The following is a 23,620-nucleotide window of genomic DNA, read 5'->3' as shown; positions in this document are numbered from 1 at the left end:
AGGACCATTCCGATGCCGGATCCTCAGTCCACTTCAGGCCCGGAGCTGCTGCTCCCGCTCGACCGCGCGCCCGGCGCGCCGCCGCTGCACGCCCAGCTGGAGGAGGCGCTGCGCGAGGCGGTCCGCGGCGGCACGCTCGCACCGGGCACCCGCCTGCCGGCGTCGCGCGTGCTCGCGGCCGACGTCGGCGTCTCGCGCCAGCTCGTCGTCGAGGCGTACACGCAGCTCGTCGCCGAGGGCTACCTCGAGGCCCGCCGCGGATCGGGCACGCGGGTCGCCGCGACGAGCCCCTCCCTCGAGGACACCCCACCGCCGCCCGGCCCCACGCCTCCCCCGCCGCGCTTCGACTTCCGCCCCGGCCTGCCCGACCTCGGCGCCTTCCCGCGCACGGCGTGGCGACGGGTGCTCGTGCGGGCGCTGCGCGACGCGCCGGCGGCGGCGTTCGGCTACCCCGACCCGCAGGGCGAGCCCGCACTCCGCGCGACGCTCGCCGGCTACCTGCGACGTGTCCGCGGCGTCGCCGCCGCACCAGAGCGGATCGTGATCTGCGGCGGCTTCGCACAGGCGCTCGGACTGCTCGGCGCGGCCCTGCGCGAGCGCGGCGAGACGGTCGTCGCGCTCGAAGACCCCGGCGTGGTCGACCGCGACGCGATGCTCGCGCGCAGCGGGCTCGCGACGGTCCCGGTGCCGGTCGACGCCGACGGCCTGCGGATCGACGCGCTCGCGCGGACGACCGCCCGCGCCGTCGTCACGACGCCGACGCACCAGTTCCCGCTCGGCGTCGCGCTCGCGCCGGCGCGCCGTGCGCGGCTGCTCGACTGGGCGCGTGAGCATCGCCTCGTGATCGAGGACGACTACGACGCCGAGTTCCGCTACGACCGCACGCCGGTCGGCGCGTTGCAGGGGCTTGCGCCCGAGCACGTCGCCTACGTCGGCTCCGCCTCCAAGACGCTGGCGCCGGCGCTGCGGCTCGGCTGGATCGTCGCGCCCGCGGCGCTCGTGCCGGCGCTCGTCGAGGCCAAGCGGCTCGCCGACCGCGGCACGCCGGCGCTCGACCAGCTCGCCCTCAGCGAGCTGATCGACAGCGGCGGCTACGACCGGCACCTGCGCCAGCTGCGGCGCCGCTACCGCGAGCGCCGCACGGCGCTCGCGACGGCGCTCGCACAGGCGGCGCCGGCGATCGAGCTGACCGGGATGGACGCTGGCCTCCACGCCGTCGCCCACCTCCCCCGCGGGACCTCCGCCGCGGCGGTCGACGCGCTGCTCGCCGCCGCCGCGCGCGACGGTGTCGCCGCGCATCCGCTCGCCCGCTACCACGCCGACCCGAGCGCGGCCCCACCCGCGCTCGTGCTCGGCTACGCACAGCTCAGCACCGAGGCGATCGCCGAGGGCGTCGCCCGGCTCGCTGCGACAGCGCGCGGGATCTGAGGCCGTTTGCACCCCTACAGGGGGTGCAGATTGCCGAAGGTCGCGGACGCGCCCGCGGAGCGGAGCCGCGCCCGCCGCAGCATGACCCCGACCGTGAGGCCGAAGGTGACGTGGTCAGCCCACTGCGACACCTGCGGGAGCGCGGCGACGGGTGCGAAGCGGGACGCGCGGGAACCGCAGGCGGCGGCGAGCCCGAGGTCGAGCGCGGCGATCGCCAGGCCGACGGCGGCGCCCCGCAGCGGCTCGTGCCGCGCCGGCAGCGTCCGCGCGAGCATCGCCGTCCAGCCGAGCGACAGCGCGGCGTGGACGGGCACGGCGGCCGCGATCAGGACGCCGTCCGAACGGTCCGCGCCGACCAGCAGCGCGCCGGCCGCGCGCACGCTCGCAAGCGGGTCGCCGCCGCGCCGCAGCATGTCCAGCGTGGAGGGCGCGCCGCTCAGCACCGCGGCGAGCGCCGCCGCGGCGAGCACGTCACGCGGCTCGCGCCCGCTCGGCGCCAGCGTCGTCTGGTGGGTGAGGGTCCAGCCGATCGATCGATCCTACGGCCGCCCCACCGCGATCCGCATACTCGATAGAGTCGACCGTCTTCATCGAATATTGCTCGCCGACCGAACGGAGTCCGTCATGTCGCTGCCCGCCGCCCTCGACACCCTCACCGCCGCCGTCGACGCCGACGCCGCCAACGCGCAGGTCGGATTCCGCGTGACCGGCAGCCTCACGGGACCGACCAAGGTCGCCCTGCGCTCCGGCCGCCACGCCGTCACCGTCGACGAGCCGCCCGCGCTCGGCGGGGCCGACGCCGGCGCCTCGCCCGTCGAGCACGCGCTGATCGCGCTCGCCTCCTGCCACGCGATCGCGTACCGCGTGTGGGCGACGAAGCTCGGCCTCGAGCTGGACGACGTCGAGGTCAGGGCCGAAGGCGAGCTCGACCTGCGCGGCTTCCTCGGGCTCGACACGTCGGTGCGCGCCGGCTTCACGGACGTGCGGATCGTCGTGACGCCGAAGGGGCCCGAGCCGGCCGAGCGCTACCGCGAGCTTGCCGAGGCGGTCGACCAGCACTGCCCCGTGCTCGACCTGTTCTCGAACGCGACGCCGGTCGAGCGCGAGCTCGCCATCGCAGCGGAGCCCGCCGGCGCAAGCTGAGCGGAAGAACGTCCGGCGGCGACCGATGAGTTCCGGCGCGGCCCCGGGTCTTGGCGTCCAGATCACTTCGACCAGGAGGGCGTCATGGCCTCGCAGTCCCGTCTCACCTTCGTGAATCTCCCCGTCGCCGACGTCGCCGCCTCGCAGGCGTTCTTCGGCACGCTCGGCTTCGAGTTCAACCCGAAGTTCACCGACGAGTCGTGCGCGTGCATGGTCGTCAGCGAGCAGGCGTTCGTGATGCTGATCGACCGTGCCCGCTTCGCCGACTTCACCTCCAAGCCGATCGCCGACGCGACCGCGACCACCGAGGCGATCGTCTGCGTCTCGGCCATCGACCGCGACGACGTCGACCGCTTCGCCGACACCGCGCTCGGCGCCGGCGGGACGGTCGCACGCGACCCGATGGACTACGGCTTCATGTACGGGCGCAGCTTCCACGACCTCGACGGGCATCTGTGGGAGGTCATGTGGATGAGCGCCGAGGCGGTCGAGCAGGGCCCGGCCGACATGGCCCAGCCGGTCTAGCGTGCGCACCACGCGTCCGGCGCCGTCGCGGCGCCGGACGTTTGCCCGTCGCCCCTACCGCGTACCATGTGCCGCTGTGCTCAGTAGCTCTGACGCAAGCTTCGGCATCGAGCGCGAGCTCGAATCCCACCGCCGCGCCCTGACGGGCTACTGCTACCGGATGCTCGGCTCCGGCAGCGAGGCCGAGGACGCGGTGCAGGAGACGATGGTGCGCGCCTGGAGAGCCGCCGACCGGCTGGAGGCGCGCGCCGCGCTGAAGTCCTGGCTCTACCGGATCGCGAGCAACGTCTGCTTCGACATCCTCCAGAGCTCGCAGCGGCGCGCGCAGCCGATGGATCTCGGCCCCTCCTCCAACGCCGACGCCGCGCTCGGCGCCGGCCTGCCGGAGTCGACCTGGATCCAGCCGATCGCCGACGCACGCGTGCTGCCGACCGAGTCCGACCCGGCTTCCGTGGTCGACTCGCGCGAGACGTTGCGGCTCGCGTTCGTCGCCGCGCTCCAGCACCTCCCGCCCAGACAGCGCGCGGTGCTGATCCTCCGCGAGGTGCTGCGCTGGCAGGCGACCGAGGTCGCCGAGCTGCTCGACACCTCCGTCGCCTCCGTCAACAGCGCGCTGCAGCGCGCCCGCGCGACGTTGGAGTCGCTCGACCTCGACGCCGGCGACTCCGCCGCCGCGGTCGACGACGCCGAGCAGCAGGAGCTGCTGAGACGGTACGTCGACGCATTCGAGCGCTACGACATCAGCTCGCTCGTCACGCTGCTGCACGACGACGCGAAGTTCTCGATGCCGCCGTTGGCGCTGTGGCTGGAGGGGCCCGAGCAGGTCGCCCCGTTCATGCTCGGCCCCGGCGCCCACTGCGAGGGCTCGAGAGTGCTCGTCACCTCCGCCAACGGCGGCCCGGCGATCGCGATCTACCACCCGGTCGAGAACGGCTACGAGCCGTGGGCGATCGTCGTGCTGGAGATGAACGGCGGGGCGATCAGCGGCCTGCACCACTTCATATACCCCGAGCTGTTCGCCGAGTTCGGGCTCCCGACGCGGCTCGACGCCTAGAGCAGCGTCCGCCAGTAGTCCCAGAACGCGACGCCGATCAGCAGCCCGACGGCGAGCAGCCATACGGTCACGATCACGCCGTGGTTGCGGACCGCGGCGGCGGCCGGCACGCGCAGCGCGCGCGGGGTCGGGAGCGCTCCCTCCGCGAGGTTGCGGAGCGTCACGTAGACGAACGCGACGATCGCGGCGACCCAGACGACCATGCAGTACGGGCAGAGCGCCTCGATCCGGTAGACGCTCTGGAAGAAGAGCCAGTGGACGAAGCCGAGCGCGAAGGTGACGCCGGCCTGGATCGCGAGCCACAGCCAGCGCGGGAGCCGCGCGCCCGCGACGAGCGCCACGCCGAGCGCGGCGAGGGCGGAGAAGCCGGCGATCCCGAGCAGCGGGTTCGGCACGCCGAACGCCTCCGCCTGCGGGCTGCTCATCACCGACCCGCACGAGAGGACCGCGTTGATCGAGCACGCCGGGACGTGCGTCGGGTCCTCCAGCAGCCGGATCTTCTCGACCGTCAGCGTGAACGCCGCGAGCAGCCCGGCGGCGCCGGCGAACGTGAGGATCCAGCCGATCGCGCGCGCGAGGAAGGCGCCGGTCGCGTCGGCGTCCGCCGCGGCGGGCTGCGGCGCGAGGTCAGCTGCCGGCAAGGGCGGCGTCGATCTCCGCCTTCAGCTGGTCGACCGACTCGAGCTGAAGCTGCTCGCCGTTGAGGAACAGCGTCGGCGTGCCCTGCACGCCGAGCGCCAGGCCCTCCTCCTGGTCGCGAGCGATGCGCGCGGCGGTTCTCGGGTCGTCGAGGTCCCTGCGGAAGCGGTCCATGTCGAGGCCGAGTCTGCTGGCGAAGCCGAGGAACGTCGCGCGTCTGGATTCCTGCGACTCGCCCCACTCCGCCTGCGTCTCGAACATCGTTCTGTACATCGGCTCCAGCCTCCCCTGCAGGCTCGCGGCCTCGACGGCCTGCGCGGCGAGCTGCGCGTTCGTGTGGCTGGCGATCGGGAAGTAGCGGATCGCGAACGTGACGCGACCGTCGTACTCGGCGCGAAGCTGCTCCAGGTACGGGTACAGCGCGCGGCACGACTCGCACTCGAAGTCGAGGAACTCGACGAGCGTGACGCGGCCGTCCCTGGCCGTCGAGAGACGGTGCGAGTCCGGGCGGATCGCCTGCGGCGCCGGCGCGGCCTGTGCGGCCGTCCCCGTTCCCGTCGCCGCGGCGGAGGCCGTCGTCGCGGCGGCCGTCGTCGGCGCGCCTCTGTCGCCGGAGTCGGTCGCGAACGCGAGCGTGACGCCTGCGAGCACGACGATCGCGACCAGCGCGATGGAGATCTTGACGTTGCGGGTCATGGACGGGACGCCGCGGTGGCGGCGCGCCCGGATCCTACTACACGTCGTAGTAGACGGCCCTGGTCAATCGCGCCCGGCAAGCCTGCGCAGGCGCTCGCGACTGCCCGGATCCTGCTCGGCGACGCGCCGCGCGAAGTGCGCCAGCGCGACGTCGCCGTAGGTCCCGACGAGCGCGTCGACCTCCTCGCGCGCCCGCGCCTCGACGTACTGCTCGCGCGGGAGCACCGCGCTGTACAGGTCGGTCCTGCCGTCGCGGCGACGGTCGAGCAGGCGCTTGCGGTGCAGACGCGAGAGGACGGTCATCAGCGTCGTGTACGCGCGCTGGCGCTCGTCGCGGCCGTTGAGCGCGTCGAGCACCTGGCGCACGGTCAGCTCCTCGCCGTCATGCGCCCAGACCTCCTCCATCACCTCGCGTTCGAGGCCGGCGACGGCTGGCGGCACCTGCGGATCGGGTCTCGTCACGGTGTCAGCGTACTGCGGCGGTCGCGCAGGACGGCGGTCACGGCGGGGGCGGCAGCCGCCGCCAGCAGCGGCAGCGCGACGAGCGCCGCGACGCAGACCGAGACGCCGAAGGCGGTCAGGTCGAGCGCGGCGCCGGTCGCGTGCTCGACCGCGAAGAGCGGGACCGCGAGCACGCCGGCGAGCGCGGCGAACGCTGCCAGCAGCGGCGCCAGCGGCGGCGTCCAGCCGGTCGGGAGGCCGGCGAGCCGGTCGACCCGCTCGGGGTCGACGCCGTGCGCCGCGCCGAGGTCGGCCTGCTCGAACGACAGCAGCGCGCCGGCGAGCGCGCGCACGTCGCCGCCGCACGCCGCGACCGCCGCGGCGTCGGCGCGCAGCTCCGCGAGCGCGGCGCGGCGCTCGCCGAGCGGCCGCAGGACCGGCAGGAAGAAGAGGCTCTCCGCGAGCACGTCGGCGAGCACGCGGCGGAGCGGGTCGCGGCGTCGCGCATGATGGGCCTCGTGCGCGAGCAGCGCGAGCAGCTCGTCGCGGCCGAGGCCGTCGAGCGCTCCCTGCGAGACGTAGACGCGCGGCCGCAGCAGGCCGGCGCAGAACGCGAGCGGGCGCGGATCGTCGAGCAGGTGGGCCTCTCGGCCGAGCAGGGTGCACGCTCTGGCGCGCGCGAGAGCGGCGCGGCTGCGGCTGCTCGCACGCCGATGGCGCCGCACGGCGCGCGCCGCCCGCATCGCGACGGTCGCCACCAGCGCTCCGAGGCCGCCGACGAGCGCCCAGCCGAGCGTCGCGTGCGTCGCGAGGAAGCCGCGGCACGCCGCGACCGCGGCGAACGGACCGGCGTGTGGCCCGACGTGCAGGGCGAGGGACGTGACGAAGGTCACCGCCGCCAGCAGCGTCGCGAGGACGCCGAGCGCCGCGAGCGTCGCATGCAGGCTCGGAGCGCGGGGTCGGCTGAGCATGGCCGACAGGCTAGATGTTCGGGACCTTCGTCAATCTGCTCCCCCTATAGGGGTGCAGAATGCCTCACCTCGCGACCGCCCCGGCGGCGGCGCCCGTCACTGTTGCGGGAATGAGACCTCTTCGCGACATCTCTGCGACATATTGACATCTGCGCATATGAGCGCCAGGGTGGATGGCATGAGCACCACCAGGGTCGAGCTTCCACTGCGCGCGCCGGACGAGTGCGGCGACTGCGCCGGCCGCCTGCGCGCGGCGATCGCCGCGCACGACGGCGTCGGTTCCGTCGAGGCGTCGAGCCGCGGCGACAGCCTGCTCGTCGAGCTGGACGCCGACCGCTGCTCGACCACGTGCGTGCAGGAGGCGCTGCGCGCCGCGCGCGCCGGTCTCTCCGACCACTACGCCCACACGATCGTCACGGTCGACGGGATGGACTGCGCCGGCTGCGCGCGCACCGTCTCCGACGCGGTCGCGCGGCTCCCGCGCGTGAGCGGCGTCGACGTCAGCTTCACGACCGGCCGGATGCTGGTGGAGCACGAGCGAGACCAGTTCGACGCCGCCGCGGTCGCGCAGCGCGTCGAGCGGCTCGGCTACAGAGCGTCCCTCCCCGGGACCGGCGCAGGCGCGGGGAGCGCGGGCGCCAGACTGCGGCGCCTGCTCGACCCCAACCTGCTGACCGGCGTCGCGACCGTCCTGCTGCTGCTCGCCGTCGTTGTCGACTTCGCCACCGACCTGCCCGCCGCGTGGCTCTACGGCGCGGCGGTCGCGACCGGCATCGGGCCGATCGCGCGCTCCGGGCTCGTCGCGCTGTGGGTGACGCGACGGCCGGAGATCAAGTTCCTGATGACGGTCGCGTCGATCGGCGCGATCGCGATCGGCGCGTGGATGGAGGCGGCGCTCGTCGTCGTCCTCTTCTCGATCGGCGAGCTGCTGGAAGGGCGCGCCGTCGCGCGCGCCCGCCGTGAGCTGGCGTCGCTCGTGACGCTCGCGCCCGAGCGCGCCCGGCTCCGCGCCGCGGACGGCAGCGAGACGGAGATCGCCGCGTCCGCGCTCCAGCTCGGCGACGTCGTCGTCGTGCGGCCGGGCGAGCGGCTGCCGGCCGACGGCTCGGTGCTCGACGGGCGCTCCGCCGTCGACCAGGCGCCGATCACCGGCGAGTCGGTGCCCGTCGACAAGGAGCCGGGCGACCACGTCTTCGCGGGCACGCTCAACGCGCAGGGCCGGCTCGTCGTCACCGTCGAGTCGGCGCCCGGCGACACGACGCTCGCCCGCATCGGCACGCTCGTCGCCGAGGCGCAGGCGCGCCGCTCCCCGTCGGAGCGCTGGGTCGACGCGTTCGCGCGCGTCTACACGCCCGCGGTGATCGCGCTCGCCGTGCTCGTCGCCGCCGTCCCGGCGCTCTTCTTCGGCGTCGCCTTCGCCGACAGCTTCTACTCGGCGCTCGCGCTGCTGATCCTCGCCTGCCCCTGCGCGCTCGTGCTCTCGACGCCGGTGACGATCGTCTCCGCGCTCGGCCGCGCGTCGGCCGCGGGCGTCCTCGTCAAGGGCGGCGAGCAGCTGGAGCGCGCGGCGGCGATCGAGACGGTCGCATTCGACAAGACCGGCACGCTGACCGCGGGCCGGCCGCGGCTCGTTGCGCTCGACACGCTCGGCGGCGACGCGGTGGACGAGGTGGACGAGGACGAGCTGCTGGCACTTGCCGCCGCGCTGGAGGCCGGCTCCGAGCACCCGCTCGCCTCCGCGATCGTCGCGGCCGCGCGCGAGCGCGGGCTCACCCTCGCCCCGGTGGAGGAGTTCCAGGCGCAGACGGGCTTCGGCGCGAGCGGCCTCGTCGGCGGCGCCGCCGTCGCGATCGGCAAGCCGGCGATGTTCGGCGCGCGGACGCTGACGCCCGCCGTCGAGCGTGCGCTCGACGCGCGCCGCGAGGCCGGGCAGACGGCGATCGTGCTCGCGCGCGACGACCTCCCGCTCGGCGTGCTCGGGCTCGCCGACCCGCCGCGCCCGGAGGCGCGCGAGGCGACCGCGCAGCTCGCGCGGCTGGGGATCGATCGCACCGTCCTCATCACCGGTGACAACGCCGCCACGGCGCACGCCGTCGCCCGCGAGGCCGGCGTCGCCGACGTCCGCTCCGACGCGCTGCCCGAGGACAAGGCGCGGCTGATCGGCGAGCTGGGCGACGGCGTCGCGATGGTCGGCGACGGCGTCAACGACGCGCCCGCGCTCGCCGCCGCGACGCTCGGGATCGCGATGGGCAGCGCCGGCAGCGACACGGCGATCGAGGTCGCCGACGTCGCGCTGATGGGCGACGACCCGCGCAAGGTCGCCGGCCTGATCGGCCTCGCCCGCTGGACCCGCGCGACGGTGCGAGCGAACATCGCCTTCTCGCTCGCGACGAAGGCGGTCGCCGCGGTGCTGCTGGCGTTCGGCCTGCTGCCGCTGTGGGCGGCGGTCGCGACCGACGTCGGCGCCTCGCTCGTCGTCGTGCTGTGGGGCTTGCGGGTGCTCGTCGGCGCGCCGCGCGGGCGGCTGCGCGGGCTGCCGCTGTTGCCCGCGCCGCGGCGCGCCGCCGCGGCGAGCGGCGCCCGCTGAACGCCCTACCGCGAGCGCGCGCCTGCGCCGGACGCCTGCGCGGCGTCGTCCGGCTCGCCCTGCGAGCTGGAAAGCACGCGGATGAAGACGATCGCGACCTCGATCACGACGAGCGGCTCGGCGACGACGAGCAGCACGACGCCCGCGAGCGACTGGTCGGCCGTCGCGCTCAGGCCCCACGTGCCGGTGCCGTAGCCGTCGTACGCGAGCTTCGGGTACCAGGCCAGCCACATCCCGAGCACGCCGACGGCCAGCTCGCCGGCGCCGAGATAGACGAGCTGCGCAAGCCCGTGAGGCGGCGCGGGAGCCCTGGCAACGGGCCGACGAGCGGCCACGCGAGCGCGACGCCGACGGCGAGGAACGACGCGTGCTGGAGCGCGCGCAGCGCCGCGTCGCCGCCGGCGGCGTCGAACAGCGGCGGCGCGTGCCAGACCCACACCACGGTGACGAACGCCAGCAGGCACCAGAGCGGGTTCGCGAGCGGGCGCACGAACGCGCGCGGCGCGCCGTCACGCGCGACGACGAAGCCGTGCGGCACGCCGGCGACGAGCAGCGGCGGCGCGATCGTCGTGAGCAGCAGCAGCTGCACGGCGTGCATCACCAGCAGCGAGCCGTCGGCGAGCGCGTCGAGCGGGCCGGCGAGCGCGCCGGCCGCCACCGCCAGCCCGCCGGCGAACAGCGCGAGCCGCCGGCCGCTCGCCTCGTCGGGGCCGGTCGCGGCCCGCAGCGCCCGCCAGCCCCGCAGGTAGACGGCGAACGCCGCGAGGGCGAGCAGGACGACGGCGGCCGTGGTCATCTACTACTGATCGTAGTAGAGCGGCCCCTCAGCGCGGCGCGTAGCGGCCGTGGAACATCAGCGCGTTGCCGTCCGGATCTGAGAAGTGCGCCATGTGGCAGACGCCGCTGTCGAGCGTCTCGGCTCCGAACGTGACGCCCTTGCCCTCCAGCTCGGCGCGCGCCGCGTGGACGTCGTCGACGTGCAGCGCGATCGGGTGCGTGTGCGGCGCGAACGCGAGCCCGAACGCGTCGGACTGCATGACCGCGATCGTCAGTGTGCCGGTCTCGAACTCGGCGGCGGGCATGTCGCCCCATCTGACCGACTGCGTCAGGCCGAGCACGTCGGTGTAGAACTCGCTCGCCGCGTCGAAGTCGCGCGTCGGCACGGTGATGAAGTCGACGCCGGTGATGTTCATCGTTGCTCCTCGAGTGTTTCGGCGAGGCGGTCGAAGGCGCTCGACAAGCCGCCCTCGGCCGCACGCCGGATCTGTTCGGTCGTGTGGATCGTGGTGTGGAATTCCATCTCGGTGCGACCGTCGCCGAGGTCGGTGAAGGTGACAGTCCCGACCCGGCCGTCGGCGCCGCCGAAGACCAGCCGCTCGGGCGCGACGACCTCGCGGTAGACCGCGTCGAGCTGCATGTGGCTGCCGTCGTGCTCGGAGATCGACAGCAGCCGGAAGACGCCGCCGGGACGGACGTCGAGCGTGACCGACGACAGCGGCGTGCTCCAGCCGCGCTTGCCCCACCAACGCGCGATCTGCTCGGGCTCGGTCCACGCTCTCCAGACCAGCTCGCGGGGCGCGTCGTAGATCCGCGTGATCGCGATCTCCCACGCTCTCTCCGCGCTCATCTCGCCGCTCTCCGCTGCAGCTCGGTCAGGTGCTCGCCGAGCCGGTCGAAGCTCTCCTCCCAGAACTCGCGGTAGTCGGCGACCCAGTCGGCGACGCCTTTGAGCGCCTCGCCCTGGATCCGCGACGGCCGCAGCTGCGCACTGCGCCCGCGCGCGATCAGCCCTGCTCTCTCAAGCACCTTGAGGTGCTTGGAGACCGCCTGGAGGCTGATCGGGAACGGCTCCGCCAGCTCGTTCACGGTCGCCTCCCCCTCCGTCAGCCGCGCGAGGATGGCGCGCCGCGTCGGGTCTGCGAGCGCGGCGAACGTCGCGCTGAGCCGGTCCTGTTCATCCATTTGGTTGATCAACACAGAAGTTGAATATAGCGGCTCGCGCGCTCGTGTCAACGCTGGCGCTGGCGCTGGCCGACAGCCGCCTGTACGGTCGGCCTCCAGCCACCGTTCACCCCACGCGAGAGGACCGACGCATGACCAGCGACGCGGCCAGACCCGACACGATCGTCCTCGTCCACGGCTTCTGGGTCACGCCGCGCAGCTGGGAGCACTGGATCGCGCGCTACGAGAGAGCGGGCTACCACGTGCTCGCCCCCGCCTACCCCGGCTTCGAGGTCGAGGTCGAGGCGCTCAACGCCGACACGGGGCCGATCGAGGCGCTGACGGTGCCGGCGATCATGGAGAAGCTGGAGTCGGTCGTCGGGGCGCTGGAGGAGCCGCCGATCCTGATCGGCCACTCGGCCGGCGGCGCGTTCGTGCAGATGCTGCTCGACCGCGGCTTCGGCGCCGCCGGCGTCGCGATCAACTCCGCCCCGACCGAGGGCGTCCCGATCGTCCCGCTGTCGCAGGTGAAGGCGGCGCTGCCGGTGCTGAAGAACCCGGCCAACCGTCACAAGGCGGTCGGCTTCACGCACGAGCAGTGGTACTACGCGTTCACGAACACCTTCAGCGAAGAGGAGTCACAGCGGCTCTACGAGCGCTACGCGATCCCGGCCTCGGGCAGAATCTTCTGGGGCAGCGCGCTCGCCAACCTCCAGCCCGGCCACCAGGACACCTGGGTGAACTACAAGAACGACGAGCGCGCACCGCTGCTGTTCATCTCCGGCAGCGACGACCACCTGATGCCGCCGAAGATCCAGCAGTCCAACGCCAAGCACTACAAGTCCGACACGGTCACCGAGGTCAGAGAGTTCGAAGGGCCCCACCTCCTGCCCGCGATCGACGGCTGGGAGGACGTCGCCGACTACGCGCTGACGTGGGCGGCGAAGCACGCTGGTTCCTGATCCGGCCGTTCTGGATAGAAGCGCCTTGAGCGGCTATGTGCCGAGTGAGGCGCGACAAAGGGATGGCGCGGATGCGGGGTTGGCAGGCGGGAGCGGTGGTGGCCGCGGCGATTGCGCTGCTGGCAGTGTGGAGCGCGACGGCGTCAGGCGCCGCGCGGACGTTCGAGCAGCGTTTCGCGACGAACGACACGGGCGACGTCACGATCGTCGCGAACACGCTGATGACGTGCCCGGCGGCCGACGCGCAGTGCGCGGCCGCGCAGGCCGGCACCGCCTCGCCCGCGTCGGCGAACAACAACAACGCGTACGTCATGCAGTACGTCGACGCCGACCCGGCCGGCGGGCCGGGGATCTTCAACTCGTCCAGCGCCGACCTCGCGCTGCCGCCCGGCGCGACCGTGCTGAAGGCGATGCTCTACTGGGGCGGCGACTCCGGCACCGGCGACGGCGGCGCGCCGCCGCCGAACGCCGCCGCGCGCGACACCGTGCAGCTGAAGGTCCCAGGCGAGACCGCCTACCAGCCGCTGCTCGCCTCGCAGCTCGACTTCCTCACGACCGACGGCAACGACTTCCAGGGCGCGGTCGACGTCACCAGACAGGTCGCCGCCGCCGGCGCGGGCACCTACTGGGTCGGCAACGTGCAGGCCGGCACAGGCAGAGACCGCCAGGCCGGCTGGTCGCTCGTGGTCGCCTACCGCGACACCGCGCAGCCGCCGCGCAACCTGTCGATCTTCGACGGCTTCCAGGTCGTCAACAGCGGCAACAGAAACGTCACGATCGGCGTCGACGGCTTCAAGACCCCGCCCACGGGCGCGGTCAGCACACAGCTCGGCTTCGTCGCCTACGAGGGCGACGCCGGCTCGACCGGCGACAGCGCGAAGCTCAACACGACGACGTTGAGAGACGCCACCAACCCTGCGAACAACTTCTTCAACAGCGCGATCTCCCACGGCGGCGTGCAGTTCACCGCGAAGGACCCGAACTACGTCAACCAGCTCGGCTATGACTCGATCATCTCGGACGCCAGCGGCATCCTCGGCAACGGCGACACGAGCGCCGCGATCCGGCTGACGACCGGCGGCGAGACCTACTTCCCCGGCGTCGTCACGTTCGCGACCGAGCTGATCGCGCCGGACGTGGAGCTGAGCAAGGCCGTGCAGGATCTCGGCGGCGGCCTGGTCGAGGCCGGCGACACGCTGCGCTACACGGTCAGAGCGGCCAACACCGGCCCCGACGACGCGACGAACGTCGTCATCAGCGACGAGATCCCGGACCACACGGCGTTCGTGCCGGGCTCGCTCACGATCAACGGCGTGCCGAACCCGCCAGGGGCGTTCTACGACCCCGCGACCCGTCGCGTCTTCTACAACGTCGGCACCGGCGCGACCTCGACCCACGGCGGGATCCTGGAGGGCGGCAGAGGGACGGCGGTCGTGACCTTCGACGTGACGGTCGACAGCGTCCCTGCCGGGACGCAGCTCGTCAACGCCGCCCACGCCGACTTCTTCGCGAGAACGCTCGGCGCTCCGCTGTCGGCCGACTCGAACGCCGCCACCTCGACCGTCGCCGCGCCTGACCTCGTCGTCGCCAAGACGCCGGCGAACTTCGTCGCGGTCGGCGGCGGCACGGTCGACTTCACGCTCACCGTGACCAACTCCGGCACCGCCGCGACGGACGGCAGAACGGTGACGGTGACCGACGACTTCCCCGGTGGGCTGGGAAGAGCGTTCGACGAGGTCGTCGCGGTCGGCGGCGCCGGCTGGACCTGCACGCCCGCGGTCCTGCCGGCGGCGGCGCCGGTGAGCGTCGAATGCTCCCGCTCGGACAGACTCGCAGCGGGCGCCAGCTATCCCGCGATCAGCATCACCGCGAGAGCGACCGACCCGCCGCCGGTCGGCAGCATCGCCAACACCGCGATCGTGATGGGCGGCGGCGACGCCGACCTGTCGAACAACGCGGGCACGAACGTCGGCCAGGCGACGACGCGCGCGGACCTCTCGCTGTTCAAGACCGCGACGCCGCTCGCAGCGCTGACCGGCGAGCAGGTGACGTTCAGAGTGCGGGTCCGCAACGGCGGTCCGTCGCTGGCGCCCGGCGTCGTCGTCGACGACTTCCTGCCGGCCGGCCTCGCGGCCGACTCCGCGAGCGCGAGCCAGGGCTCGTGCACGACCGGCCCGGTCACCTGCAACCTCGGCGACCTCGCGGTCGGCGCCGAGGCGACCGTGACGGTGGTCGCGACGGTGAACGCGACCGGCCCGGGCCCGATCGTCGCGACCAACATCGCGGAGGTCAGATCGGCCGTCGTCGACCCCGTGACCGACAACAACGGGTCGAACGCGAGCGTGACCGTCGCGCCGACCGCCGACGTCTCGATCGTGAAGGAGGCGTCGCCCGACCCGCTCGACTCGACCGCGCCGGCGATATACACGCTCAGAGTCCACAACGACGGGCCGCAGACCGCGCTCGGCGTCCACGTGACCGATCCGCTGCCGGCCGGGTTCGTGTTCGGATCGGCGGTGTCGTCGCAGGGCGACCCGTGCACCCACACGCCGGCGGACAACACCGTGCGCTGCCCGCTCGGACCGATCGTCTCGGGTGGTGACGCGACGGTCACGATCACCGGGACGCTGCTGCCCTCGACCGAGGGGACGGTGCTGTCGAACTCGGCCGTCGTCACCACCACCACAGGCGACCCGGACCTGACCGACAACGCCGCGACGACCACCAGCGTCGTGATCCCCGCGGCCGACGTCGAGCTGTCAAAGACGGTCGACGAGGCGGCGCCGAGAGCCGGCGGACAGGTGACCTACAGCCTCGCCGTCACGAACAACGGCCCCAGCAGCGCGCTGAACGTGCAGGTGACCGACGCGCTCCCGGCCGGGCTGACGCTCGTCTCCGCCCCCGGCTGCGCCGCCGCCGGCGGCTCGCTGACGTGCGACGCCGGCACGCTCGCCAGCGGCGCCTCGCGCACGTTCGCGGTGACCGCGACCGTCGGCGACTCGCTCGCCGGGCAGCAGCTGTCGAACCTCGCGAGCGCAGGATCGGACACGAGAGACCCGCTCACGGCCAACAACAGCGACGACGCGACGATCGCCGTGACGCCGCGCGACCCCGAGCCGCCGAGACCGCCGGAGCCGCCCGTTCCGCCGACCACTCCGACGACGCCGACCGGCCCGCCGGTCTCCCCCGCGGCGGCGAGCGCCGACCTCGTCCTCGGCAAGCGCGCTCTCGGCCGAGCGGTCATCGGCGAGCGGCTGCGCTACGAGCTGGTCGTGCGCAACCGCGGGCCGCAGGCGGCGAGCGACGTGGTCGTGACCGACACACTGCCGAGATCGGTCAGATTCGTCTCGGCGAGGACGGCCGCGGGTCGCTGCGCGAGCGCGCCGGCGCTGCGTTGCCAGCTCGGCACGCTCGCCTCCGGCGCACGCGCGTCGATCGTGCTGACCGTCGTGCCGCAGGCGGCCGGGGAGCTGGTCAACGCCGCGCGCGTGAGCGCCGCGACCGCGGACCCGAACACGGCGAACAACGCAGCGCGGTCGCGCGTGGACGTGGCGCCAGAGGCGACGCGTCTCGTCGTCTCGAAGACCGCCGACCGCCGCACGGTGCGCGCCGGCGGGCTCGTCGGCTTCACGATCGCGGTCCGCGTCGCCGGACCGGGCGACGCGCGCGGGCTGCGCGTCTGCGACCGCCTGCCGGCCGGCCTCTCCTACCGCTCGGCGCCGGGCGCGCAGATGCGGCGCGGCAACGCCTGCTGGACGCGCAGCCGCGTCGCGGCCGGCACCACGCTGCGCTTCCGGCTGACGGCGCACGTGGCGCGGACCGCGCGCGCCGGCACGCTCGCGAACACCGCGGTCGCGACGGGCGCGAACGCACGCGCCGTCGCGCGTGCGCGCGCCCGGCTGCAGGTGCTGCCGGCGGCGGGGAGCGGGCGCGGCGGCGGCGTGACGGGCTGACGCGCGCGGCGGGCGGCCGCGGGCGGGTGGCCGCGCGGGAGGGGCGCCCGGCGCGGGAGGGCGGCCGCGGGCGGGGCCGGGGCCGCGCGCGGGCTGACACGCACGCCGGCCCTTCCCCCCGCGGGCGGAGCGCGCAGGTCCGCCCGCAGGGGGATGCCGGGACGGGAGCCGCGCAGTAGGGTCGGCGCGTGGCGAGCGAGCGACTGCCCGCAGCGGGTCAGACATGGTCGGAGACCGATGAGCTGCGCCGCCTGGTCCCGCTCTTCGCGCTGACGATCGCGGTCGTCGCCGCGGTCGCCGATCCGGCGCCGGCGAACTGCGTCGCGTTCACCGCGATCCCGGTCGTGGCATTCGCGCTGTGGGCGCGGCGGCCGACGATCCCGCTCGTGCTGCTCGCGGTCGCCGTCGTCGTCCCGCTCGTGCTCGCGCAGCGCGGCGGGGCGCTGGAGCCGATCCTGTTCGAGGCATCGCTGCTGTCGTTCGTCGTCGGGCGCTGGGCGCCGTCGCCCGCCGCCGCGATCGCGCTCGGGCTGCTCGCGGCGAGCGCGCCGATCGCCGCGGCCGTCTTCCAGGACCCCTCGGAGGTCGCCGTCGGGATCTGGCTGCTCGGCGTCGCCTTCCCGTGGGTGGTGGCACGCGGCGTCGTGCGCCAGACGCAGCTCGCCGCCCAGCTCGAGCAGTCACGGCGCGAGCTGGCGCAGCAGGCGCTGCGCGAGCAGCGGCGCGAGATCGCCCGCGACGTGCACGACTTCGTCGGCCACGGGCTCGCCGCCGTGATGCTCCAGGTCACGAGCGCGCGGCACGTGCTGCGGCGCGACCCGGACGCCGCCGAGGAGGCGCTGCGCACCGCCGAGGAGGTCGGCCGCCACAGCATGCGCGAGCTGCGGCGCACGGTCACGCTGCTGCGCAGCGACGAGGAGGCGGCGACGGGCGTCGCGCCGCCGCTGCCGTCCGCGCACGAGATCGCCGCGCTCGTCGACCAGGCACACGCCGGCGGGCTCGCGGTCGAGCTGCGGACACGCGGCGACGTCTCCCGGCTGCCGCCGAGCGTCGCCGTCGCGCTCTACCGGATCGCGCAGGAGGCGCTGGCGAACGCGGCCCGCCACGCGCCGCACGCCCGCACGCGGCTGACGATCGAGCTGGACGACGAGCACGTGCGGCTGACGGCCGACAGCGACGGCGCGCGGACGGGCGCGGCCGGCCCCGCCGCCGACGTCACCGCCGTCGCCGACTCCGAGCGGCCGAGATACGGCCTGATCGGGATGCGCGAGCGGGCGACCGTGCTCGGCGGCACCTTCTCCGCCGGGCCGACCGCGGGCGGCTGGCGGATACGCTGCGAGCTGCCGTTGGAGCAGACCCCGTGATACGCGTCGCGCTCGTCGACGACCAGGCGATCGTCCGCGCCGGCCTCGCACGGATCCTCTCGCCCGCGGACGGGTTCGACGTCGTCGCCGAGTGCGCCGACGGCCAGGAGGCGGTCGAGCGGCTCCCCGCGCTGCGTCCCGACGTCGTCCTGATGGACGTCCGCATGCCGCGGCTCGACGGCATCGCCGCGACCGCGCGGCTGCGCGACGCCGACGATCCGGCCGCCGTGCTGGTGCTGACGACGTTCGGCGAGGACGACGTGCTGTGGGGCGCGATCGAGGCCGGCGCGGCCGGCTTCGTGCTGAAGGACTCCTCCGCGGAGGAGCTGATCGCCGCGGTCCGCGCGGTCGCCGGCGGCGGCGCCTGGTTCGACCCCGGCGTCGCGCCGCGCGTGCTCGACCACTACCGCCGTCTGGTCGCGCCCGCCGCACGTGAGGGGACGCGGCTGGAGCTGCTGACCGAGCGCGAGCACGACGTGCTGCGGCTGATGGCGCGCGGCGCGACGAACGCCGAGATCGCCGCGACGCTGTTCGTCGCCGAGGCGACCGTGAAGACGCACGTCGGCTCGATCTTCTCCAAGCTCGACGTGCGCGACCGCGCCGCCGCGATCGTCTACGCCTACGACCACGGCGTGATCGCGCCCGGCGCGGCCGAGCAGTAGCGCCCGCGAGGCGGCGCGAGGCGGGTCCGCTCCGCCCGCGGGGGGAGCGAGAGAGGGGCCCGTGGGCCGATGCGCGAGCAGCGGCGCGCTCGTAGCGTCGTCGCCATGGAGAACACAGCGATTCAGGTCCAAGACCTGCACAAGTCCTACGACGGCCAGACGGTGCTGCGCGGGCTGTCGCTGGAGGTCGGCGCCGGCGAGATCTTCGGCATCGCAGGCCGCAACGGCGCCGGCAAGACGACGACCGTCGAGATCCTGCAAGGGCTGCGCCGCCGCGACGGCGGCCACGTCGCGGTGCTGGGTCTCGACCCCGACCGCGACCGGTCGCGGCTGCGGCCGCTCGTCGGCTCGCAGCTGCAGACCTCCGCGCTGCCCGACGGGCTGCGCGTCGGCGAGGCGCTGCGGCTGTTCGCGCGGCTCGCCAGCGACGTCGTCGACTGGCGCGAGCTGGCGGACGCGTGGAGCCTGCGCCCGCTGCTGAAGAAGCCGTTCGGCGCGCTCTCCGGCGGCCAGCGCCAGCGGCTGCTGCTCGCGCTCGCGCTCGTCAACCGCCCGCGGGTCGTCTTCCTCGACGAGCTGACGCAGGGGCTCGACCCCTCCGCCCGCCGCGACACCTGGCGGCTGGTCGAGCAGGCGCGCGACGACGGCGCGACCGTCGTGCTCGTCACGCACGACATGGACGAGGCGGAGCGGCTCTGCGACCGCGTCGCCGTGCTGCACGAGGGGCGGCTGCTGACATGCGGCCGGCCGTCGGAGCTGACGACCGTCGCCGGCACCGTCAGCGTCCGCTTCTCGTCACCGACCGCCGCGCTGCTGGACGGGCTGGAGCGCGTCCCCGGCGTCAGCGAGATCGGCTACGACGGCGCCCACGCCGCCGTCACCGCCGACCCGCGCGCGGTCGTGCACGTCGCGGCCGAGCTGGCCCGCCGCGAGCTGTCCGCGGACGACTTCGCCGTCGTCCGGCCGTCGTTGGAGGACGCCGTCGTCACGCTGCTGAACGGAGGATCACGATGAACCGCCTGACCGCCCTCGCCGCGACCGAGGCACGCCTGCTGATGCGCGACTGGACCGTGCTCGTGTTCGCGTTCGTCTTCCCGCCGTTCGTGATGGTGACGCTCGCCGGCGTCTTCGGCACCGAGCCCGACGACGGCTTCGCGATGCAGCGCCCCGACGACTACTACGTCGCGGCCTCGATCGGGATCCCGATGGTCGCGCTGACGCTGATCGGGCTGCCGGTCGCACTCGCCTCCTACCGCGAGCGCGGCGTGCTGCGGCGCTTCGAGGCGTTCGGCGTCTCGGCCGCCCGCGTCGTGACCGCGCAGGCCGTCATCGCCGCCGGCCTCGTGCTGCTCGCGACCGTGCTCGTGCTCGCCGTCGCCGCGCCGACGTACGGGATCCCCGCCGTCGCGGAGCCGCTGGAGACGGCCGTCGGCTTCGCCGCCAGCCTGCTGACGCTGCTGCTGCTCGGCGTTGCGATCGGTCTCGCCGCGCCTACCGCGCGCGCCGCGCAGGCGATCGGCCTGCTCGCCTTCTTCCCGCTCTTCCTGCTCGGCGGCGGCGGCCCGCCGAAGGGCGCGATGGACGGCGCGATGCTGACGCTCTCCGACGCGCTCCCCTCCCCCGTGCCGCTGATCGCCGACCCCTGGCTCGGCGTCGGTGGGATCGGCTCGGCGCTCGTCGTGCTGGCCGTCTGGGCGCTGCTCGCGCTGGTCGCGACCGTCTGGCTCGCGCGACGGACCGCGACGCGCGTCTGAGACGAGGATCAGCTCCGCGCAACTACCGCCAGAGCAGCCGCAACACGGCGTCGGCGTCGTGCTGCGGCGGGCCGAGCAGCTCGCGGACGGCGGACATCCCGGCACGCAGCTCGGTGTCGCCGACCTCGACCGGCAGCAGCGAGTCCTGCAGCTCCGACAGGATGTCGTCGGCGTCCTCGATCGCGCCGACGGCGTCCTCGACGAGGTTGCGCGCGCCGTGCCAGGCAGCCGGCGCCGCCGGCTGCGCGAACGTGCGCGACGGCAGGCCGCTGCGCTCGGCAAAGTCGCTGTGCACGCGGCGGGCGCGGCCGTACGCCGCCTGCGTCGGCCGGAACAGACGGGCCTCCAGCTCGTCGCCGCGCGACTCGTCCAGCTCCTCGTAGGCAACGCCGAACCGCGTCAGCGCCTCCCCCAGCGCGTCGATCGCCTCGGCGATCGTGTCGAGCAGCTGCTGCTGCCCCTCGGCTGTCGTGTAGGCCATCGGCACAGCCTACGGTGCCGGCGGCCCCGCCTGCCCGGCCATCGCAGCGGCCAGCTGAGCGCGCGAGCGCAGGCCGAGCTTGCGGTAGATCGCGCTGAGGTGGTGCTCGATCGTCTTCGGGCTGAGGAACAGCGCGCTGCCGACGTCGCGGTTCGTGCGCCCCTCGGCGACGAGCAGCGCGACCTGCAGCTCGTGCGGCGTCAGCTCTCCGACGGGCGTCGCCTGCCGTTCCGCCGCGGCAGCGCCCGCGCCGGCGCCCGCCGGTCCGCCGGTCGCGCGCAGCTCGGTGCGCGCGCGCTGCGCCCACGGCTCCGCGCCGATCTGCTCGAACGCCCGCAGCGCCCGCGTCAGCGGCGCGCGCGCGTCCGCGCGCCGCCGCGCGCGGCGCAGCCGCTCGCCGAGCACAAGCTCGCTGCGCGCGCGCTCGAACGGCATCTCGACGCGATCGTGCCAGGCGCGCGCCGCGGCGCCGTGGCGCTCCAGCTCGGACTCGCCCGCGAGCAGCGCGCGCCCGCGCTCGGCGGCCGCGTTGGACCACGCGCCGCCCGTCCGCTCCGCGCCAGCCGCCAGTCGCGCGAGCGCCCGCTCGGCGTCGTCGCGGCGGCCCGCCCGCACGAGCGCCTCGACCAGATCGGCGGCGTACATCGTCAGTGCCGGCTCGCCGTGCCCGAGCCGCACGTCGGTCGCGTCGGCCTCCTCCAGCCAGGCGACGGCCGCCTCGGCGCGGCCGGCGGTCAGCTCGGCGAAGCCGAGCGCCGAGAGCGAGTGCTGCCGGGTCGCCGCGCCGGCGGCCGCCGCCGCGAGCGCCGCGCCCTCCTCCCCGTGCGCGCGTGCCTCGTCGATCCGGCCGATGCCGGCTTCGGCGCGGCTCAACGCGGCCAGCGACAGCGCCAGCGCCCCGTGCTGGCCGGTCTCCCGCGCGAGCCGCACGCTCTCCTCCGCGTCCGCGTACGCCGCCGCCCAGCGCCCGCGACGCCATTGCAGCTGCGAGCGGACGCAGAGCGGGTAGACGAGCCGGCTGGCGGCGCCCGCCTCGCGCGTCTGCGCGACCATCGGCCCGAGGGTCCGCTCGACGCGGTCGAAGCGCTCGACCCACAGGGAGGTCATCGCGCCCATCCCGATGATCTCGGCGATCTCCGACAGCGGGTCGGCGGCGAACAGCAGCGGCTCGGCGGCCGCGACGAGCGCGTCGCCCTCGGCGGAGCGGCCGAGCGCGAGCAGCGCCTCGCCGCTGACCAGCGACGCGAGCAGCGCCAGCTCGCCGGCGACGCCGTCCGCCTGCGCACGGGCGCGCGCCGCGACCTCCAGCAGCGCCTCCATGTCGCCCTCGAACATGTGCCCGAGCGACGCCTCCAGCAGGAAGCGCGCGCTTCCCGCCTGGTCACCGGCGGCCGCCGCCCGCTGCGCCAGCGCCTCCAGCGCCCGCGTCGCGTCCGCCGGCGCGCCGCCGCGCATCGCGAGATGGGCGCGCAGGTGCTCGGCGCCAGCCCGCACCGCCGGGTCGGCCGCGGCGCCCGCCGCGCGGTCGGCCAGCTCCAGCGCCAGCGTGCCGTGACCGGCGAGCGCATGGTCCTGCGCCGCCTCCAGCTCCAGCGCCGCCCGCTCCTGCGGCTCGGCAGCGAGCTCGGCGCCGCGCGCGAACGCGCGCGCGGCCTCGGCGTGCGCGCCACGGGCGCGCGCCTCCGCGCCGGCGGCGCGCAGCGCGGTGACCGCCGCGGCGTCGGGGCCGAGCGCGGCGGCGGCGAGCTGCCACGCGCGCCGCGGGACGTCGGTCAGCACGGCGGCGAGCGCGGCGTGCGCTGCGCGGGCGCTCGCCGCTCGGAGCGGCGTGGTAGCCGGCCGCGGCGAGCAGCGGGTGGCGGAAGGCGATCCGCCCCGCGCGCTCGATGACGATCCCGGCCGCGAGCGCGGGCGCGAGGGCGGCGCGGCCCGCCGCATCGCCGCCCGCACCGCCGCCGCGCGCACCGCCGCCGCGCGCACCGCCGCCGCGCGCACCGCCGCCGCGCGCACCGCCGCCGCGCGCACCGCCGCCGCGCGCACCGCCGCCGCGCGCGCCGTCGGCGCCCGCGCTGTCGGCGCCGCTCGCGCCGTCGCCGCCCGCCACGCCGCCGCGCGTGCTGTCGGCGCTGCCAGCCGCCGCGCCGCCGACGGGCGCGAACCGCTCCAGCGCCGCGTCGAGCACGTCGGGCGCGACGCCCGCGCCGGCCGCGACGACGCAGAGCGCGCCGCGGGTCAGCTCCGGCAGCGCGGCCAGCTCCCGCGCGAACGCCGCCTGCACCTCGCCGCCGGGCGCCGGCGGCGTGCTCAGCGGCGCGCGCCCGGCGCGCTGCTCGGGCGTCAGCGCGCGCGGCAGCTCGCGCAGCGCGAGCGGGTTGCCGCCGCTCGCGCTCAGCAGCGCCTCGGCGACGTCGGCGGTCAGCGGCGCGCCCTCGCGCAGCAGCGCGAGCCCGTCGTCGCGGCCGAGCGGGCCGAGCCGCAGCCGCTCCAGCCCGCTCGCCTCGATCGGGACGCCGTCCGCGTCGCGCGCCGCCAGCAGCACGCCGACGCCCTCCGCGACGAGCCGCTGCGCGGCGAACAGGACGGCGTCGCGCGTCGCCTCGTCGAGCCAGTGCGCGTCGTCGAGCAGCACCAGCAGCGGCTGCTCCTCGGCCGCCGCACCGAGCAGCCCGAGCAGCGCGACCCCGACGGCGAAGCGGTCGCGTGGCGGCGCCGGCTCCAGCGCGACCGCGCCGCCGAGCGCGGCACGCTGCCCCGCGGGCAGCCGCTCGCGCACGTGCAGGACCGGTGCGAGCAGCTCCGAGAGCCCGGCGTACGGGATCTCCGCCTCGGACTCGTAGCCGGCGGCGCGCAGCACGAGCATGCCGTCGGCGACCGCCGCCGCCTCCTCCAGCAGCGTGCTCTTCCCGATCCCCGCGGGGCCTTCGAGCAGCGTCGCGAAGCTGCGCCCGCTGCTGGCGCCCACCACGCGCTCGACGATCTGGTCACGCTCGCGCGCCCGGCCGTACAACATCGAGCGCGG

22 protein-coding genes and 1 pseudogene are annotated in these 23,620 nt (G+C 75.2%); 11 read left to right on the top strand and 12 right to left on the bottom strand.

The window, feature by feature from the left end; translation table 11 throughout:
* Positions 1-12: 12 nt before the first annotated feature.
* Entirely contained in the window at positions 13-1,428 is a 1,416-nt protein-coding gene (gene pdxR / locus CWOE_RS12415; protein WP_012933963.1) for a MocR-like pyridoxine biosynthesis transcription factor PdxR, read from the top strand.
* A 14-nt stretch (positions 1,429-1,442) separates the two neighbouring features.
* On the opposite strand, the gene CWOE_RS12410 is transcribed toward pdxR, so the two are convergent.
* The gene (locus CWOE_RS12410; protein WP_012933962.1) at positions 1,443-1,898 is read right to left on the bottom strand and encodes a hypothetical protein; all 456 of its coding nucleotides are present in this window, start codon (positions 1,896-1,898) and stop codon (positions 1,443-1,445) included.
* A 154-nt stretch (positions 1,899-2,052) separates the two neighbouring features.
* Here CWOE_RS12410 and CWOE_RS12405 point away from each other — a divergent pair, with 154 nt between their 5' ends.
* The 3 genes from CWOE_RS12405 (at position 2,053) to CWOE_RS12395 (ending at position 4,150) form a co-directional block, all read left to right on the top strand.
* A complete protein-coding gene (locus tag CWOE_RS12405; RefSeq protein WP_012933961.1) occupies positions 2,053-2,571 on the top strand; it encodes an OsmC family protein in 519 nt (172 codons plus the stop codon).
* Positions 2,572-2,655: 84 nt separating this feature from the next.
* Positions 2,656-3,096 (top strand): VOC family protein, encoded by a 441-nt coding sequence (locus CWOE_RS12400; protein ID WP_012933960.1) that lies wholly within the window; start codon positions 2,656-2,658, stop codon positions 3,094-3,096.
* Between the two features lie 76 nt (positions 3,097-3,172).
* Positions 3,173-4,150: a sigma-70 family RNA polymerase sigma factor gene (locus CWOE_RS12395; protein ID WP_012933959.1), complete on the top strand. Its 978-nt coding sequence runs from the start codon at positions 3,173-3,175 to the stop codon at positions 4,148-4,150.
* On the opposite strand, the gene CWOE_RS12390 is transcribed toward CWOE_RS12395, so the two are convergent.
* The 4 genes from CWOE_RS12390 to CWOE_RS12375 all read right to left on the bottom strand — a co-directional run bounded on the left by CWOE_RS12390 (position 4,147) and on the right by CWOE_RS12375 (position 6,897).
* Complete coding sequence (locus tag CWOE_RS12390) at positions 4,147-4,791, bottom strand: vitamin K epoxide reductase family protein (protein WP_012933958.1); 645 nt, start codon at positions 4,789-4,791, stop codon at positions 4,147-4,149. The two genes, CWOE_RS12395 and CWOE_RS12390, sit on opposite strands and share 4 nt — an antisense overlap.
* Positions 4,778-5,485: a DsbA family protein gene (locus CWOE_RS12385; RefSeq protein ID WP_012933957.1), complete on the bottom strand. Its 708-nt coding sequence runs from the start codon at positions 5,483-5,485 to the stop codon at positions 4,778-4,780. Before CWOE_RS12385 ends, CWOE_RS12390 begins: the two co-directional genes overlap by 14 nt.
* Before the next feature lie 63 nt (positions 5,486-5,548).
* Positions 5,549-5,947: a BlaI/MecI/CopY family transcriptional regulator gene (locus tag CWOE_RS12380; RefSeq protein ID WP_012933956.1), complete on the bottom strand. Its 399-nt coding sequence runs from the start codon at positions 5,945-5,947 to the stop codon at positions 5,549-5,551.
* Complete coding sequence (locus CWOE_RS12375; protein ID WP_012933955.1) at positions 5,944-6,897, bottom strand: M56 family metallopeptidase; 954 nt, start codon at positions 6,895-6,897, stop codon at positions 5,944-5,946. Before CWOE_RS12375 ends, CWOE_RS12380 begins: the two co-directional genes overlap by 4 nt.
* 178 nt (positions 6,898-7,075) lie before the next feature.
* Between CWOE_RS12375 and CWOE_RS12370 the strand changes: the two genes are divergently transcribed.
* On the top strand, positions 7,076-9,484 hold the full coding sequence (locus CWOE_RS12370; RefSeq protein WP_012933954.1) for a cation-translocating P-type ATPase: 2,409 nt from the start codon (positions 7,076-7,078) through the stop codon (positions 9,482-9,484).
* Between the two features lie 5 nt (positions 9,485-9,489).
* On the opposite strand, the pseudogene CWOE_RS12360 reads toward CWOE_RS12370, so the two are convergent.
* From CWOE_RS12360 to CWOE_RS12345, 4 genes and pseudogenes are all read right to left on the bottom strand, one after another.
* Positions 9,490-10,280 (bottom strand): annotated as a pseudogene (locus CWOE_RS12360) (cytochrome c oxidase assembly protein).
* A gap of 28 nt (positions 10,281-10,308) precedes the next feature.
* Positions 10,309-10,677 (bottom strand): VOC family protein, encoded by a 369-nt coding sequence (locus tag CWOE_RS12355; RefSeq protein WP_012933951.1) that lies wholly within the window; start codon positions 10,675-10,677, stop codon positions 10,309-10,311.
* Positions 10,674-11,111 (bottom strand): SRPBCC domain-containing protein, encoded by a 438-nt coding sequence (locus CWOE_RS12350; protein WP_012933950.1) that lies wholly within the window; start codon positions 11,109-11,111, stop codon positions 10,674-10,676. Before CWOE_RS12350 ends, CWOE_RS12355 begins: the two co-directional genes overlap by 4 nt.
* Positions 11,108-11,446 carry an ArsR/SmtB family transcription factor gene (locus CWOE_RS12345; protein ID WP_012933949.1) on the bottom strand — a complete coding sequence of 113 codons (339 nt, stop codon included), beginning with the start codon at positions 11,444-11,446 and terminating at the stop codon, positions 11,108-11,110. Before CWOE_RS12345 ends, CWOE_RS12350 begins: the two co-directional genes overlap by 4 nt.
* 131 nt (positions 11,447-11,577) lie before the next feature.
* On the opposite strand from CWOE_RS12345, the gene CWOE_RS12340 reads away from it, so the two are divergent.
* The 6 genes from CWOE_RS12340 to CWOE_RS12315 all read left to right on the top strand — a co-directional run bounded on the left by CWOE_RS12340 (position 11,578) and on the right by CWOE_RS12315 (position 20,120).
* Positions 11,578-12,387 carry an alpha/beta hydrolase gene (locus CWOE_RS12340; RefSeq protein WP_012933948.1) on the top strand — a complete coding sequence of 270 codons (810 nt, stop codon included), beginning with the start codon at positions 11,578-11,580 and terminating at the stop codon, positions 12,385-12,387.
* 98 nt (positions 12,388-12,485) lie between these two features.
* Entirely contained in the window at positions 12,486-16,340 is a 3,855-nt protein-coding gene (locus CWOE_RS30625) for a DUF7507 domain-containing protein (protein WP_160165511.1), read from the top strand.
* A gap of 188 nt (positions 16,341-16,528) precedes the next feature.
* Entirely contained in the window at positions 16,529-17,704 is a 1,176-nt protein-coding gene (locus CWOE_RS12330) for a sensor histidine kinase (protein WP_012933946.1), read from the top strand.
* A complete protein-coding gene (locus tag CWOE_RS12325; protein WP_012933945.1) occupies positions 17,701-18,366 on the top strand; it encodes a response regulator transcription factor in 666 nt (221 codons plus the stop codon). The genes CWOE_RS12330 and CWOE_RS12325 overlap by 4 nt, the downstream gene beginning before the upstream one ends.
* 105 nt (positions 18,367-18,471) lie before the next feature.
* On the top strand, positions 18,472-19,380 hold the full coding sequence (locus CWOE_RS12320) for an ABC transporter ATP-binding protein (protein WP_012933944.1): 909 nt from the start codon (positions 18,472-18,474) through the stop codon (positions 19,378-19,380).
* Complete coding sequence (locus CWOE_RS12315; protein WP_012933943.1) at positions 19,377-20,120, top strand: ABC transporter permease; 744 nt, start codon at positions 19,377-19,379, stop codon at positions 20,118-20,120. The genes CWOE_RS12320 and CWOE_RS12315 overlap by 4 nt, the downstream gene beginning before the upstream one ends.
* Positions 20,121-20,142: 22 nt before the next feature.
* On the opposite strand, the gene CWOE_RS12310 is transcribed toward CWOE_RS12315, so the two are convergent.
* The 3 genes from CWOE_RS12310 to CWOE_RS31990 form a co-directional block, all read right to left on the bottom strand.
* Positions 20,143-20,601: a hypothetical protein gene (locus CWOE_RS12310; protein WP_012933942.1), complete on the bottom strand. Its 459-nt coding sequence runs from the start codon at positions 20,599-20,601 to the stop codon at positions 20,143-20,145.
* Positions 20,602-20,610: 9 nt separating this feature from the next.
* The gene (locus CWOE_RS33860; protein ID WP_201447264.1) at positions 20,611-21,036 is read right to left on the bottom strand and encodes a helix-turn-helix transcriptional regulator; all 426 of its coding nucleotides are present in this window, start codon (positions 21,034-21,036) and stop codon (positions 20,611-20,613) included.
* 946 nt (positions 21,037-21,982) lie between these two features.
* Positions 21,983-23,611: an AAA family ATPase gene (locus CWOE_RS31990; protein ID WP_081425339.1), complete on the bottom strand. Its 1,629-nt coding sequence runs from the start codon at positions 23,609-23,611 to the stop codon at positions 21,983-21,985.
* Positions 23,612-23,620 lie beyond the last annotated feature (9 nt).

It is taken from the genome of Conexibacter woesei DSM 14684, from assembly GCF_000025265.1.
GTDB classification, from domain to species: Bacteria; Actinomycetota; Thermoleophilia; order Solirubrobacterales; family Solirubrobacteraceae; genus Conexibacter; species Conexibacter woesei.
Note: the sequence above shows the minus strand (reverse complement) of the source record. Positions and strands in the feature narration are given on the sequence as shown.